Origin of the sequence: Priestia sp. 179-F W1.4 NHS, assembly GCF_045369295.1 — a bacterium.
Lineage (GTDB): Bacteria > Bacillota > Bacilli > Bacillales > Bacillaceae_H > Priestia > Priestia zanthoxyli.
This window is the reverse complement of record NZ_JBIQFF010000003.1, coordinates 390,119-404,933: the sequence shown is the minus strand read 5'-3', so window position 1 is coordinate 404,933 and position 14,815 is coordinate 390,119. Positions and strand designations below refer to the sequence as shown.

The window sequence follows — 14,815 nt, the reverse complement described above, 5'->3', positions numbered from 1 at the left end:
AGCTTCTAGCTACTTCTTTTTATAAAATAGTCGCGAGATAATTAAACCGATAGCTCCTAAAACGATAAATAACAAGGCTCGTATAGCCATTGGGATAAAAGGTAAATCATATAAAACGAGTTTAAAAAGTGTTAAGAACAAAATGCCCACGCCGACATATGTTGCTGTTTTAAAATTTCGAAGTGATCCTATTACGAATGCAGCAATGGACAAGCATAGCCAAACGGCCGTCATAATAAGCGTTTGTGTATTAGCGGAAAGATCAGTGGTTCCAGCGACCGTCACTTCCGTTGCAAAAATTAAAGAAAGAATAGAAAAAACAATACTTCCTCCAATTTTGAATGTATCGTGCTCATCTTTTTCTGTTTTTTGAATACTGATCCATACAAATACTAGAATAGAAGCTAACACAACAACCCAATTTAATGTCGGAAGGGACAGCACTTGTTCGATTGGTGTAACTAAGATATACGTGGCACTCAGTATATAAATCGTATAAGAAAACAGTTGATGAAGTAGATTTTTATACGTCATGGCGATATAGTAAACAGCAAGTCCTTGAATCACATATAAAATGACTCCTTCTCTTAAATCGACGAGCTGATGAATAAAAAACGCTACTGCAACAATTAAATAGGTAATAAAAAATTCAAATTTCTCTTTAGAACTTCTTACTGTGTAAACACCTAATGCGTAAATAATAACTAGCGCAAGCAGCACCATGGTGGTCGTGCCATCGTCAAAAACGGCAAGCAGCCAGCCGTACGTAACTGCTAAACTCGATAGAAGGGTAAACGCATATACTTGGAGTACGGATTGTGATAGAAAAAAGCTAGAAATTAAGCATAAATGCTGAATCAGAATCGCCATACCTAATAACGCTTTTACACCATTATCACCAACAAACGAGTAATAAATGAGTAGCGTAAGATTTAATAGTACCGCGGAAAGAACATATAAAATTGAATATTTTTGTTTGATTGCCACATATAAAAAGGCAATATACAGAAGCGTTTCATAGCCAATGAAAACCAGAGCATTAGGCGAATTACTTTCAATAAGAAAAGGAACTAGTACGCCTCCAACCGCGCTAATAACCCCTAATGCCTGTGAACGATAAAAGACTGTCGCGATCATCCCTAAGATAATCCAGCTCGTATTTAGTATAAAAGCAAGCGTTGGTCCTGCTAAATGATATAGGCTATGCATCGCAAACGTCGTTAACATGAGAATAGGAATAGCGCCTCCTACAAGTACTTGCCCGAGCACCAGCCTACCCTTTTTGATTTGGAAATGACCTGTTACAGCAAAACCTATTGAAACAACGAAACCGAGAACAACTTTTGCTTTTTCATTCATTAATCCATAGTCAGAGGCTGCTTTAAATCCCCATAGCACGCCAATAATAAATACGAAAATAAAAATTCTCGGCAGCCATGTTTGAAAAAGGACTTTTTCCCAATCAACAGGCTCTTCTATTGCCTGTGAGCTTTTAGCTGCTGTTTGAGCAGGACGTTTAGTCGTCTCCTGGCGCAGCTTGGGAGGAGCGTGAACTGCTTTTGGTCTTGGAGAATTTGTTTTATATACAAGCGACTTTAGCTTGGCTACGTCTTCTTCTAAACTGCTTATTTTTCGTTCAAGCTCTTCTATTCTTTCGTTTTCCATATTTCCTCACCCTTTCTCTTTAAAGTATTTGTGATTTTTATATGTATACCTTACAGCACTTAACTATTATACCATTAAAAGGAATATCACTTAGAAACATTCTATTTTTAGCAAAAAAAAATACAGCGATCTTTTCAAAAGAAAAGTTCGTTGTATAGGATGTGCTGCCATTTTTATGTCACTTTCTCGCTGTATGTACTATGAAATCCCGCTTCGATGTGGGCTACTTGAAAGCTATGATGACCAATTAAATATTTAACAATATCCACACGGTCAATTTTACCTGGCTTATTGTTCATTGCTTCTCGCACCATAGATTGAAATGTTTCTTTGCAAAACTTCTTTTCATGAAGCAGAATCGTTTCACAATACTCTTCATGGTCTCCCTCTGAAATACGATAATAATGCATTTCTTTCACCCCTTTTTAATGTTATACCTATTACATACCCCAAATATTGCTATTTTAACAAATTAATTTTATTATTCTTTATTTTTCCATTTATATATAATTTACAGCGCAACGTTTCGAAACTCATCGTTATAAATGCTAATTTGAAGACGCTGAGAAAAACGTTCTTCTTCAATGTAGGTCTCCGGCATTAATCCAACAGGATATACCCTCGGGTTTTCGCCGCTTCCTAATATGTATACATACATCTTTCCTTCGCTTGTATATCGAACTTTCGTCGAAATACCTCCTTGCCCTTGAAGAGGCGCATAAACCGCTCTTACATTATCTCTAATTTCTTGTACAAATCCATGTAGTTCAACATCCGAATCGTAATAGTGGTTTGCTTCATACAAGCCGTAAATACGAGACTTATCGATATCACATAATATGTTCCAAAATTCAGATAAATCTTCTTGGAACAACACTTGAATAAAATTTCGTGCAGCTTCTTGCTGTTCTTTTGTTAATTCTTTTGTTAGCGCAAACTCTTCATTTTTTAACATCTCAGTCACCTCCCTTATGTATGTAATACGACAAGAGATACAAATAACCTCTTTTTTCAGCTTATTAGCAACCAATTTATTTTTTACATTAAAAATTGAAAAGCTATCTCGACTAAGATGTCAAAATAACTTTTCAATTACTGTAGAATAATTACGTAAAATACTCGATTTTCGCATTTGGAAAATACTGATCAATGTAATATTCCAACGTCTCTCTTAATTCTTGTTCTTCATCTTTTGCGTATACATACTTTCCAATCCCGTAACGCCCCCATTTGTAGCGGCGCTCTTCTTCATTCATCTCAAGCTTTGTTTTCGGATAGTTTTTCTCAATCACTCGTTTGGCCGGCTTGGTAAAGCGATGCTGAATCATTTCAAATGTAATATCATCTCTTGACTCTTCAGGTATAGAAGCATCAAGCTTTTCAAACAGCTGACGGTATCCCTCTTGCCAACCTTCATGGATGTAAATAGGCGCCACAATAAAGCCAAGTGGATATCCGGCTTTTGCAACTTTATTAGCAGCTTCAATCCGATAATCAAGAGGAGATGTACCAGGTTCAAAGTTTTTTATAACATAATCTGCGTTTATGCTAAAGCGAAAGCGCGTGCGACCATTATGTTTAGCATCCAATAAATGATCCACGTGATGAAACTTAGTCACAAAGCGCAGTTGACCTAGTTCACTTTCCCCAAAATATTCAATCGCGCGCTTTAATGAATGTGTTAAATGATCAATTCCTACGATATCAGATGTACAAGCCGCTTCAAATCGCGTTATTTGAGGGGCTCTTTCCTGCATATATTGCTCTGCTTGACCTAATATTTCTTCCACATTCACGTACGTGCGAATATATGGTTTGCTTCCCATTGTTGTCTGCAAATAACAATAGTGACAGTGCCCCATACACCCTGTTGCAAAAGGTATTGCATATTCAGCTGACGGTTTAGATGTATCAAATTTCAAGGTTTTACGCACACCAACTACTAAAGTAGACTTGGCATTGCGGTATTTTTGCAAATCATTTTTTCCCGGTATATTACGCACTTGATTATGAGAAGTTGTTTGACGAATCTCAATTCCCATCTTCTCAAATTTTTCTTTTAATTGAACACCAAGCGGGTACTCCATTGCCCCTGGCTCAATGTATACTAATTGAGGTACAAAAGGTTTTATCATCATGTACACTTCCTTTTTTCTAATACTAATAGCGTTTGAAAAATAAAAAGACTCTATCCGTGGTAATTATTTTTTAGATCAAAAAAGACTCTCTATTTAAGAGAGCCTTTCGTCAATCATATTGTTCATAATCAAATATCTTGTTATACATGTTCTCTGCTTCTTCATACGTTGAATACACGGCATCATCTTCAGCTAACAAATGATAAGACTCATGCAGAAACAGCGCTTTTTCACCTTTATTTTCAGGATGTTCAACAATTTCAGCTTGATTAATATTGGCAACGTTTGCCGTATGAGGATTTCGGTAAATAACAAATACTTGATCTCCTACTTGATATTCTTTTTTCTCCACGATCATCATCCTTTTCTTCTTTCTTTACTCGTATGATGTCCGCTTTTACTCATTTTATCCGATAAAAACACGCGGTGAGATCATCAAGAATTTATACGCTTTTACGCTCAATAAACCGAAAAGGAAGCTCAATTTTTTGAGGATCCTTGCTCCTGACTAGTTTAAAAAGCGTTTCGCCCATTTCTTTGAGAGGAAGTTCGATCGTTGTGATTTGTAAATAAGAAGAAAGCGGATGATTATCAAAACCAATAATAGCTAAATCGCCTGGAACTGATATACCCGCTTGTTCGCACTGAGCTTTTATACCAATAGCGACTTGATCGTTTGTTACTAAAAGCGCCTGAGGCCGATTTTTCATCTGCACCAATTTTTTCACCACTTTTTCACCATCTGTCACGTTCAAACAGCCTTGAAACACCCATTCCGGATGATAAGGCTCATTTATTCTTTCTACATATTCTTTGTATGCTTGCTGCCTCTGTTGACTATTTGTACCCGTCATTCTTCCAATACAGTAGCCAATATCCGTGTATCCTTTTTCTTTTAAATACATGAGCGCTTTCTTAAAAGCTGCATAATGATCAACGTATACGGAGCGAATAGAACGATTTTGTACGTTTTCGCACACGGCTATCGGCCCGTACTGCTGATAATATTCAATCGTGCTCCAGCTGCTTGCTCTAGAACAAATAATCACTCCATCAACCTGCTTTGTTTTTAGCATATGAAGCGCTTCTTCTTCTTTTTTTACATCATAGTTCGTCTGACAAATAACAAGCTGATACTGCTTTTCTAACGCTTGAGAGGCAACTCCTTCTAAAAGCAGACTGAAATAAGGATGATTAATAAAAGGCAAGACGACGGCAATCATATTTGTTTTCCCTTTTGATAAGTGAACGGCATTAATGTTTTGTTCGTAATTAAGTTCTTGAATTACTTCTTCTACCAGACGGCGCTTTTCTTCTTTTACATATGGATGATGATTTAAAACCCGTGACACGGTCGAAACAGATACACCAGCTTTTTTTGCGATATCTCGGATATTTGTCATGTTTTCACCTTTTTCTCTTGCGCTGAAACGCGTTTCATACTTTATTCTCATTATAAAGTGAAACAGCAATAAGCTAAACCCGTTACAATCATGTTTTTATTCACTTATATAAGGAGGTCATATCATGGGTATTTTATTATTCATTTTATTATGCGGAATTGAAATCGGAGGAGCGGCTTATGCACTTAAACAAAATGAGACACTTTGGAAGGAGCTAGATGAAAAAAAGCCGACTGATTTTTTCAAACAGTAAAAAACCCTTAAAAAGAATGTTCTTTTTAAGGGTTTGATATTACGCAGCTTCTTTAGATGATTTTGATTTTTTATTTAAACGAGGAAAGCCAATTACAATCGCAATGATCCCGCAAACCGCTGTTAACATTGGATAGAATGTAAATGGAATAATCTCAACCGGTGAAACTTTAGCAAATCCTGCTGCGAGAAGCATTTGTGCACCGTAAGGGATAAGCCCTTGAACGCTGCATGAAAACAAGTCGAGCAGACTGGCTGATTTACGATTATCAATTGAATACTTATCAGAGATTTCTTTCGCTAACGGACCTGCTGTAATAATTGAAATCGTGTTATTAGCCGTGGCTAAATTGGTTAAACTTACTAATCCGGCGATACTGAATTCTCCGCCTTTTTTTGTTTGAATGCGTCGTGTTAATAGGTTCAATAAGAACTGAATACCGCCGTTATAGCGAATGAGTTCAACCATTCCGCCAATTAAAAGAGATAAAATAATTAATTCCGACATTCCGCCAATACCTTCTGTCACAGTTTTAGCAAGAGAAGAAAGCGTGTAGCTTCCGTCAGCTAATCCAATCACGCCGGCTAATACAATTCCTCCGGTTAAAATGCTTAATACGTTTGCACCAAATATGGCAGCAACGAGTACGCCGACATAAGGCAAGATTTTAAACCAGCTAAAATCTTTAATTTCTACTGATGACGTATTGCCTAGCGTCATTACAAGTAATAAAATCACTGTAACAATCGCTGCAGGAAGGACAATAAAAAAGTTTACTTTTAATTTATCTGACATATTTGTTTTTTGCGTACGAACTGCCGCAATGGTCGTATCAGAGATTACGGATAAATTATCTCCAAACATTGCACCACCAACAACAGCTGCAATTGCCAATGTAATGGATACATGCGCCTGCTCACTGATTCCTACAGCGATAGGCCCTAACGCAGCGATCGTTCCCATTGACGTTCCCATCGAAATTGAAATGAATGCGCCAATAACAAAGATTCCGACTACCACTAAGCTTTGCGGAAGCACAGACAGAGCTAAGTTTACCGTTGAATCAACAGCTCCCATGCCTTTAGCGACTTCTGAAAAAGCACCTGCTAAAATAAAAATAAGTACCATAATAATGATATCAGGATGCCCTGCTCCTTTAGCAAAACGCTCCACTTTTACATTAAGTGAATCTTTACGATTCATAGCCAGCGCCACAATGGCTGCAATAATAATGGCTACTAATACAGGAAGCTTATAAAAATCTCCCGTTATAATTCCTGATCCGACAAACAGGACTAAAAAGACGCCCAGCGGTAACAGCGCCCAGCCGTTTCCTTTTTGTTGTTCCATTCTTAACACCTCTTGTTTACGTAATAAAAAAAGACCTCTTCTTATTGATAAGAAGAGGTCTCTTATTTGTATCATAAGATTACCCTTCTCATCTTCCAAACGAAACATCGTCTGCTGGATTTGGCACCGCACTGCGTACAGCCAGTTGCCGAGACATCATAGGGCCAGTCCCTCCGTCTCTCTTGATAAGAAGTTTATAGTTGTTTTAAAAATAGTCTTTCACTACTGTAATCTCTTTTTATTTAATTGTCAAATGCTATTTTAGAAAAATATATAGTGCGAAAATTCTCACATCAATTAGCTACGTCTCGTTTTAAAAACGCTGCCCAAGCTACGCCCATAAAGAAGACAAAATGGGCAACTAAGATGAAAATGGAAAATGGAATCGTCATGCCGTCAAACAGCGGCTTCATTCCGTCCATATACTGCACAAAGTTCGTGTTGGCAAATAATAAAAATTTCCCCCACCATAAACCTAGCTCTGATACCAGTCCTGTTACAGCTTTCGCGCCGATACTTACGACAATAGCTAGACTGGAAGCAAGCGCGCTGTTTCTAAATAAAGACGACAGCATGAATGCGAACGTCATCATCATAAACGTTTCCATATACGCGCTGTCATACGTAAGCGTAATGTTTTTAAGCAGCTGCGCATCTCCTTCTAGACTGGCAAATCCAAAGAACAATGCTCCCCATACAAACGAAAAAAGCAAATAGCTCAGCAAGTAATACAAGCTAATTAAAACGAGCGTTATGTACTTGGACGTTAAAATCGTTGAACGTCTAGCAGGGCGAATTAAAAGAAGCTTAATGGTACCCGCTTCAAACTCTTTTGCAACCATTGATCCTCCAACAGCAAGCGCGAAAAATTGAACGAGGATCAGCATGCCTGCACTAAATGACAGGAAATTCAATATGTTGTCTTCCGTTCCTGCGCTGTTTGCTACTTTCTTCATTAAAAGAGCCATACAAAGAGTTAAGATGCCGATTGTAATAAACGTGACTTTTGTACTTCTTTTGTAAAACCATTTCATATGTTCATTTTGAATTAACTTAAGCATGGTGCTCTCCTTCCGTAACGGACATAAACGAATCTTCAAGCGTCTCATAAACAGGAGTGATTCGGTAGACTAAAATATCGCTGTCCACTAATTTTCTATTCACAGCTGGAATTTGTTCTTTCATAATCACTACATCAATACTATCGGATTTTATTGTTACTTGGAATTCTTGAGATAAAAGATCTGCTGCTTGTTGCACGTCAGATACTTCAAATTCTACATACATCCCTTGATCTTGACGATTTGGAGATAGATCTTGAACAGCTTTTAACTCGCCGTTTTGAATAATACCAACGCGGTCACATAATGCTTCCACTTCTTTTAATAAGTGGCTCGCGATTAAAATTGAAATGCCTTCTTCCCTGCAGAGGGTTTGTAAATATGTACGAAATTCTCTCATTCCCGCTGGGTCTAGACCGTTTGTTGGTTCGTCTAGTAAAAGCAATGCAGGCTTATGTAAAATAGCTTGAGCTACTCCTAAACGCTGTCTCATCCCAAGGGAATACGTCTTTACTTTTGCATGAATGCTGTTTTCAAGCTTTACTAGCGCAATCACTTCATCCAAGCGTTCTGCCGTGATCCCTTCATGCATATTAGCAAAGTGTTTTAAATTTTGATAGCCCGTCAGATAATCATAAAACTCAGGGTTTTCAATAATCGCTCCAATTGATTTCATAGCTGATGTAAACTGTTCTTTTAAAGGAAACCCATTGACGGTAATTGTTCCCTTTGTTTCTTTAATGAGTCCTACGACGGTACGAATGAGCGTTGTTTTTCCAGATCCGTTTGGACCAAGCAATCCGAAAATCTCACCGCGCTCAACCGATAAGGATACATCATGCAAAATGGTTTTCTTCCCAATTACTTTACTGACATGATCTACTTGTAGCACTGTTTCTGTCATCATGTACATCCTTTCTTTAATTAGCAATACGCCTTCTATTGTTTCTCTTTTTTAACTATTTGTCTACTATAACCTTATTTTTGGAAAAGTAGCCCATTCAAATCATTCGTATTATCCGCTTACATTTGATAAAATAAAACAAATCTTAGTTAGAGGAGGCCTTCTACATAATGAACTTAACCGTATACCTTGCCGGGCAAATTCACGATAACTGGCGAGACGAAATTAAAAACCAAGCAGAACAATTAAACCTTCCCCTTACCTTTGTCGGTCCCATGACAGACCATGACCGCTCCGACAACATTGGAGAAGAAATTTTAGGAAAACAGCCTAACGCTGTTTTAAAAGATGAAGCTGCTTCTCAAATTAATAATTTACGCACGCAGGTGCTCCTTAAAAAATCTGATGTGGTCATTGCTTTATTTGGTGAAAAATACAAACAGTGGAACAGCGCAATGGATGCGGCGACAGCCATCGCATTAGATAAACCGCTAATTTTGGTTCGCCCTGAAAAACTGCACCACCCGCTTAAAGAACTGTCAAACAAAGCGCAAGTTGTAGTCGAAACGCCAGAACAAGCTCTTCAAGCACTAGCTTATATTTTTGAATAATAAATTTAGAAAGCTCTCAGGTTATTCCTCAGAGCTTTCTTTCGTTTTGAACATAAAAGTGAAGCGTGAAGAGTCGTTTTTTAAACCGTCTATGTTTTTCATAGATTGTATCCGTATAGCTCGATAAAATGAAAAACAATGTATATTCAACAATTTCTGTTTCCCTGAATATATTAGTTTGTCACTCAGTGTTTTGGTGAATGCTAGAATAATCAAGCGTTACCGCTCAAAAAATCCCTTAAATGGTTGACGAGTGCTTAAAGTGTCGGTTACACTTTATGTTTGAAATATTGTATTCATATCGCTCTTATCTCAAAAGAATGGTATAATTTTATAGATATTGAATTTGGAGGACTGCTCATACATGATTACAGTTAGTAATGTAAGTTTACGATTTGGCGACCGAAAGTTATTTGAAGATGTGAATATTAAATTCACGCCTGGTAACTGCTATGGATTAATCGGCGCAAACGGTGCTGGAAAATCAACGTTTTTAAAAATTTTATCTGGTGAAATTGAATCTCAGACTGGTGATGTACATATGGGCCCTGGCGAACGCCTTGCTGTCTTAAAACAGAACCACTTCGAATATGAAGATCAAGAAGTTATGAAAACCGTTATTATGGGGCACGCTCGCCTTTATGAAGTAATGCAAGAAAAAGATGCTATTTATATGAAAGCAGACTTCACAGATGAAGACGGAATGAAAGCAGCTGAGCTTGAAGGTGAATTTGCTGAATTAAACGGTTGGGAAGCAGAATCAGAAGCGGCTATTCTTTTAAAAGGATTAGGTATTTCTGAAGATCTTCACGCCAAAAAAATGGCTGAATTAACGGGTAGTGAAAAAGTAAAAGTGCTTCTTGCACAAGCTTTATTCGGAAAACCTGATGTATTACTTCTAGATGAGCCTACGAATAACTTGGATATCCAAGCAATTCAATGGTTAGAAGAGTTCTTAATTAACTTTGAAAACACAGTCATTGTTGTATCACATGACCGTCACTTCTTAAACAAAGTATGTACGCACATTGCTGACCTTGACTTCAGTAAAATCCAAGTCTACGTTGGTAACTATGATTTCTGGTATGAATCAAGTCAATTAGCACAAAAAATGGCGTCAGATGCAAACAAGAAAAAAGAAGAAAAAATTAAAGAGCTTCAAGCCTTTATCGCTCGCTTTAGCGCAAATGCATCGAAATCAAAACAAGCAACGTCTCGTAAAAAATTGCTTGATAAAATTTCATTAGATGACATCCGTCCTTCCTCTCGTCGTTACCCATACGTGAACTTCACGCCGGAACGTGAAATTGGAAATGACGTACTTCGCGTTGAAGGTTTAACAAAAACAATTGACGGCGTAAAAGTACTTGATAACGTAAGCTTTATTATGAATAAAGATGACAAGATTGCTCTTGTAGGCCGAAACGAACTTGCAAATTCAACATTAATGAAGATTTTAATGGGTGAAATGGAAGCAGACAGCGGTACGTACAAATGGGGTGTCACAACGTCTCAAGCCTTTTTCCCAAAAGACAACTCCGAGTACTTTGAAAACGGAGATTTAAACTTAGTAGACTGGCTGCGTCAGTATTCACCTAATGATCAAAGCGAAAGCTTCTTACGCGGTTTCTTAGGCAGAATGCTATTCTCTGGTGAAGAAGTGTTGAAAAAAGCCAACGTTCTTTCCGGAGGAGAAAAAGTTCGCTGTATGCTTTCTAAAATGATGCTAAGCGGTTCGAACGTTCTTTTACTAGACGATCCTACGAATCACCTTGACTTAGAATCAATCACAGCACTAAACAACGGACTTATCAGCTACAAAGGTTCAATGATTTTCACATCTCATGACCATCAGTTCGTTGAAACGATTGCGAATCGTGTAATTGAAATTACGCCAAACGGAGTAATTGACAAGCAAATGACGTACGATGAGTATTTAGAAGACAGCAACCTGCAAAAACAAGTAGCTAGCATGTACGCTTAATAAAAAATCCCCCCGTTCTTTAAAGAACGGGGGGATTTTTTATATATGCACCTCTTGATTTAGCGATGACTTCGGAGAATACGTTAAAAACGCTAGGCTAGCCAACACTAGTGCTGCTCCGCATATGTTTACCAAAGTTAGAGATTCTCCTAAGAAAAAGACGCCAAGTAAAAAAGCGGTAACGGGCTCTGCTAACGATAACGTTACGGCGATAGACGCTTGCACTGACTTAAGCGCTGTAGAAAATAATACATAAGCAATCGCCGTCGTAAGTATTCCTAAATGAAGAGCAATCCCCATTCCATTTAAAGAGACTAGCCAGCTCATATCGTACATAAACCAGCATGGTATCAGTAAAACGGCGGCGGCTGTGAACACAAGCGAAGCTCCTACTTGCGGATCAACATGCTGAACAATTTTTTTATTGACAGTCGTATAGCAAGCAAAAGACGCCCCTGCTCCTATCGCCATACCCAAACCTATCACGTCGATTTGAGTATCTTTTTTTAACAGCAAGCAGCTGCACCCTATAATACCAGTAACCGTAGCAAGCAACCATTTTTTTGTAGGTTTCTTGCGGTACACTATGTAATCTAATACTCCTGATAAAACAGGCGCACTGCCAATTGCCACCATTGTGCCTACTGCAACACCCGTTTTAATGACAGCGGAAAAAAATAATGGCTGATAAGCGGCCATACTTGCTGCAGCAACCGCAAGAGGCAAAATAGGAAGACGTCTTACGTCCACATTCTTTCTTTGTATAAGACAAGCTGTAAGAAGCGATAGTCCCCCTACCGCTAAACGTACGGCTCCAATAGCCACGGAATGCGCTTCAGCAGATGCTAAAGCTTGAGCGGTTCCTGTTGTTCCCCACAAAACTGCGGCACATAAAATAAGTATTTTTGATAATGAAGTATTCATCGTTTCATCTCCTTTCTTTTATCATAGCTAAAAGAAAGAAAAAAGTTTTTCCGCTTTTATGATCTTATTTGTCTGTTTTTAAGATACTTCGATATTGCGTCGGTGAGACTCCTTCTTGTTTTGCAAACCATTTAGTGAATGAAGACAAGCTGTGATAGCCGACTTCGTGCGCAATATACGTTATCGAATAGCTGCTCTCTTTTAACAATTCTTTTGCTTTATTTAAACGTATACGCGCTACATAGCTTTGAGGCGAATAACCCGTTTTTTGTTTAAACCAAGCGGAAAAATAGGCAGGATGATAATTTTCCAGCTTAGCAAGACTTTCTATGTTTAACTCTTGATTAAAGTTAGCATGAAGGTAATCAATGGATTTAAACGTTTGTTTCTTTGGCAAATAATGCTGAACGTAACGGACTAAATCTTCAAGCGCCCCCCTGTCAGTGCTTTTTTGAAGCCCATCAAGTAACAGGTAGCGAAGTGCTTTCCACGTTGAATCCCATTGAATAAAAGCTGCTTCTTGAGAAAGATGCGCACTTTCTGTAAACTTCAAAGGAATGTCAATAACCAAACATTCATTTGTATTTTTAGCTTGATACGTATGAAGCTGACGAGGCGGAATGTAAAAACATCCTTCTTGCAGCGTTAAGTGCTGCTCGTTTGCTTGAATATCAAGAGCGCCTGCTAGCGGAAACAAAAGCTGACTGTAGTTATGATCATGAGTATGAGGTGAATAGCTGTAGGCTCTTTTTTCGCAAATAATTTCACGTAGCGTATCCATTTTGTTCTCCTTTCCTTATTTCCTGTCTCACAGAAGCTGTTCTATGCCGTCCAAAACGGTTCCCAGCACCCTTAACGATTCTGCTGGAGCATATAAAACATCCAATGAATGATCGGCATTTGCGATGACCGCAATATTCATTGGATTTGTTTTTAATCGATAAACTTCTTCAGTATAATAGTGATCACCACTTCCTATTACAAGAAGACCTTTGTGAGAGCTTTTTAGTAAACTTTCAAACAGTTCTGTTCTTGTTAAAAGCGGCGTCAGTAAAAGCATCACTGCGTCTTTGTAAACTTCATCTTTCATAACTCGCTGAATTAGAGGAATGGTCCCAAGCGATTTCCCTGCAAATATGATATCTTTATAGCTATTTTGAGGCAAAACGTCTTGCAGCACTAAACAAATGTCTTTCATCATAACGTCTGCAATCTCATCTGTAGACTTTGTCATCAGCTCTTTTGAATATGTATAGTGAATCTGAACCACGTCAATTCCGTGTTTTATCATCAGCATCGTTACATAATACAACAGGGGCTTTTCGTACGTATAGCCTAGCCCTGAAAACATAAAGCAAATGCGAGGCCCTCCTGTTTTAATATATGTATAGGTAATCTTATTAGTTTGGCTGCTTACATTTTTTTGCTCTACTTGCATGTCACTCCTCCTTTTTAAATATTCTAACATTTAATCCCGTAAAAAAACCCCATCTTTTTCTTAAAAAAATGAGGGTTGAGGAAATAGCTCTGCAAGCAGTTGATAAGACTTCTTTTTTGCTTCATAATTATGGATATTTGTAATAATTAAAAATTCGTCGTTATCGTATTTTTGCTGCAGCTGCGTTAATCCTTGTTTTACTTCAGCTGGATTTCCTACGATCATACGAGGACGATTGGTGCTTATTTTTTTAAGTTCTTCTTCTGAATAAGAACGATTGCGCACTTCTTCTATCGATGAAACCGTTGTGTCTCCGCCTTTGGCTACTTTCAACAGCCAATCATCCAACGTTTTGGCGTGCTCCTCGGCTTCTTCTGTTGTTTCTGCACATACAGCAAATACACATACGTTGGTTTTAGGCTTTGATTGATACGAAGAAGGGATAAATTCTTGTTTATAATGTCGAATAGCTTCTTGTCCACCAACTGAATAAATAAAGTGTCCAAACATAAAAGAAATGCCCAGCTCAGCAGCTGATCTTGCTCCTCTTTTGTTGATACCAAGATGCCACAGTTCTGGTTTTGTTTCACTTAGCGGATAAGCTGTCACACCGTAATACGGATGGTCAGACGGCAAATTATGCTCAAGATGTCCTTTTAACGCCTGAATTTGACGCGGAAATTCATTGAGGCTTTTACGTACTCCATCTGTAAGCGCTAGCCGCGTCAGCGCATCTCCTCCCGGTGAGCGTCCAAGACCTAAATCGATTCGGTTCGGAAACAGATTTTCAAGCAGCTGAGCATCTTCTGCTACTTTATACGGACTGTATTGAGGAAGAAGGACTCCTCCAGATCCAATTCGGATTCGGCTCGTTTGAGAAGCTAAGTGCGTCATTAAAAGAGTTGGAGATGAGCCTGCAAGACCGTTCGTATTATGATGTTCTGCTACCCAAAAGCGGTGGTAGCCCAACTTTTCCGTTAATTTTGCCAGTTCCACCGTACGTTTTAACGCTTCCTTTGGTGTTGATCCGCTTGAAACTGGAGACTGATCCAATACGCTTAGCTTAATCATAGCTGATTCTTCC

General features: G+C 38.3%; 16 protein-coding genes and 1 riboswitch. Of the genes, 3 read left to right on the top strand and 13 right to left on the bottom strand.

Translation table 11 applies throughout. The features are described 5' to 3' along the window. Nucleotides 1-9 precede the first annotated feature (9 nt). The 6 genes from ACH0CI_RS17285 to ACH0CI_RS17260 all read right to left on the bottom strand — a co-directional run bounded on the left by ACH0CI_RS17285 (nucleotide 10) and on the right by ACH0CI_RS17260 (nucleotide 5,206). A complete protein-coding gene (locus ACH0CI_RS17285) occupies nucleotides 10-1,665 on the bottom strand; it encodes a DUF2339 domain-containing protein (RefSeq protein WP_335387721.1) in 1,656 nt (551 codons plus the stop codon). Between the two features lie 173 nt (nucleotides 1,666-1,838). Continuing rightward, nucleotides 1,839-2,075: a hypothetical protein gene (locus tag ACH0CI_RS17280; RefSeq protein WP_013056931.1), complete on the bottom strand. Its 237-nt coding sequence runs from the start codon at nucleotides 2,073-2,075 to the stop codon at nucleotides 1,839-1,841. Between the two features lie 101 nt (nucleotides 2,076-2,176). Beyond that, complete coding sequence (locus ACH0CI_RS17275) at nucleotides 2,177-2,620, bottom strand: hypothetical protein (protein ID WP_033578900.1); 444 nt, start codon at nucleotides 2,618-2,620, stop codon at nucleotides 2,177-2,179. Nucleotides 2,621-2,771: 151 nt separating this feature from the next. After that, complete coding sequence (gene splB, locus ACH0CI_RS17270) at nucleotides 2,772-3,800, bottom strand: spore photoproduct lyase (RefSeq protein WP_025752275.1); 1,029 nt, start codon at nucleotides 3,798-3,800, stop codon at nucleotides 2,772-2,774. A gap of 112 nt (nucleotides 3,801-3,912) precedes the next feature. Further along, entirely contained in the window at nucleotides 3,913-4,161 is a 249-nt protein-coding gene (locus ACH0CI_RS17265) for a transcriptional regulator SplA domain-containing protein (protein ID WP_033578899.1), read from the bottom strand. A gap of 85 nt (nucleotides 4,162-4,246) precedes the next feature. Then, a complete protein-coding gene (locus tag ACH0CI_RS17260) occupies nucleotides 4,247-5,206 on the bottom strand; it encodes a LacI family DNA-binding transcriptional regulator (protein ID WP_033578898.1) in 960 nt (319 codons plus the stop codon). Nucleotides 5,207-5,330: 124 nt separating this feature from the next. Between ACH0CI_RS17260 and ACH0CI_RS17255 the strand changes: the two genes are divergently transcribed. Continuing rightward, entirely contained in the window at nucleotides 5,331-5,459 is a 129-nt protein-coding gene (locus ACH0CI_RS17255; protein WP_255219815.1) for a hypothetical protein, read from the top strand. 39 nt (nucleotides 5,460-5,498) lie between these two features. On the opposite strand, the gene ACH0CI_RS17250 is transcribed toward ACH0CI_RS17255, so the two are convergent. The 3 genes from ACH0CI_RS17250 to ACH0CI_RS17240 form a co-directional block, all read right to left on the bottom strand. After that, on the bottom strand, nucleotides 5,499-6,809 hold the full coding sequence (locus ACH0CI_RS17250; RefSeq protein ID WP_257042513.1) for a Na+/H+ antiporter NhaC family protein: 1,311 nt from the start codon (nucleotides 6,807-6,809) through the stop codon (nucleotides 5,499-5,501). Between the two features lie 85 nt (nucleotides 6,810-6,894). Continuing rightward, a riboswitch (SAM riboswitch) is annotated at nucleotides 6,895-7,001 on the bottom strand. A gap of 101 nt (nucleotides 7,002-7,102) precedes the next feature. Next, complete coding sequence (locus ACH0CI_RS17245) at nucleotides 7,103-7,870, bottom strand: ABC transporter permease (RefSeq protein WP_335387716.1); 768 nt, start codon at nucleotides 7,868-7,870, stop codon at nucleotides 7,103-7,105. After that, complete coding sequence (locus ACH0CI_RS17240; protein ID WP_034265850.1) at nucleotides 7,863-8,774, bottom strand: ABC transporter ATP-binding protein; 912 nt, start codon at nucleotides 8,772-8,774, stop codon at nucleotides 7,863-7,865. The genes ACH0CI_RS17245 and ACH0CI_RS17240 overlap by 8 nt, the downstream gene beginning before the upstream one ends. 170 nt (nucleotides 8,775-8,944) lie before the next feature. Between ACH0CI_RS17240 and ACH0CI_RS17235 the strand changes: the two genes are divergently transcribed. Together ACH0CI_RS17235 and ACH0CI_RS17230 are read left to right on the top strand one after the other, a co-directional pair. Then, nucleotides 8,945-9,385, top strand: coding sequence for a YtoQ family protein (locus tag ACH0CI_RS17235; protein WP_025752263.1), 441 nt, complete (start codon nucleotides 8,945-8,947; stop codon nucleotides 9,383-9,385). A gap of 364 nt (nucleotides 9,386-9,749) precedes the next feature. Continuing rightward, nucleotides 9,750-11,369 (top strand): ABC-F family ATP-binding cassette domain-containing protein, encoded by a 1,620-nt coding sequence (locus ACH0CI_RS17230; protein ID WP_013083037.1) that lies wholly within the window; start codon nucleotides 9,750-9,752, stop codon nucleotides 11,367-11,369. Nucleotides 11,370-11,408: 39 nt separating this feature from the next. Here ACH0CI_RS17230 and ACH0CI_RS17225 read toward each other — a convergent pair whose 3' ends face one another. The 4 genes from ACH0CI_RS17225 to ACH0CI_RS17210 all read right to left on the bottom strand — a co-directional run bounded on the left by ACH0CI_RS17225 (nucleotide 11,409) and on the right by ACH0CI_RS17210 (nucleotide 14,802). After that, a complete protein-coding gene (locus ACH0CI_RS17225) occupies nucleotides 11,409-12,293 on the bottom strand; it encodes a DMT family transporter (protein ID WP_406901950.1) in 885 nt (294 codons plus the stop codon). A gap of 64 nt (nucleotides 12,294-12,357) precedes the next feature. After that, entirely contained in the window at nucleotides 12,358-13,074 is a 717-nt protein-coding gene (locus ACH0CI_RS17220; protein WP_406901949.1) for a helix-turn-helix transcriptional regulator, read from the bottom strand. Between the two features lie 27 nt (nucleotides 13,075-13,101). After that, a complete protein-coding gene (locus tag ACH0CI_RS17215) occupies nucleotides 13,102-13,731 on the bottom strand; it encodes an alpha/beta hydrolase (protein ID WP_406901948.1) in 630 nt (209 codons plus the stop codon). 60 nt (nucleotides 13,732-13,791) lie between these two features. Further along, nucleotides 13,792-14,802: an LLM class flavin-dependent oxidoreductase gene (locus ACH0CI_RS17210; RefSeq protein ID WP_406901947.1), complete on the bottom strand. Its 1,011-nt coding sequence runs from the start codon at nucleotides 14,800-14,802 to the stop codon at nucleotides 13,792-13,794. Nucleotides 14,803-14,815 lie beyond the last annotated feature (13 nt).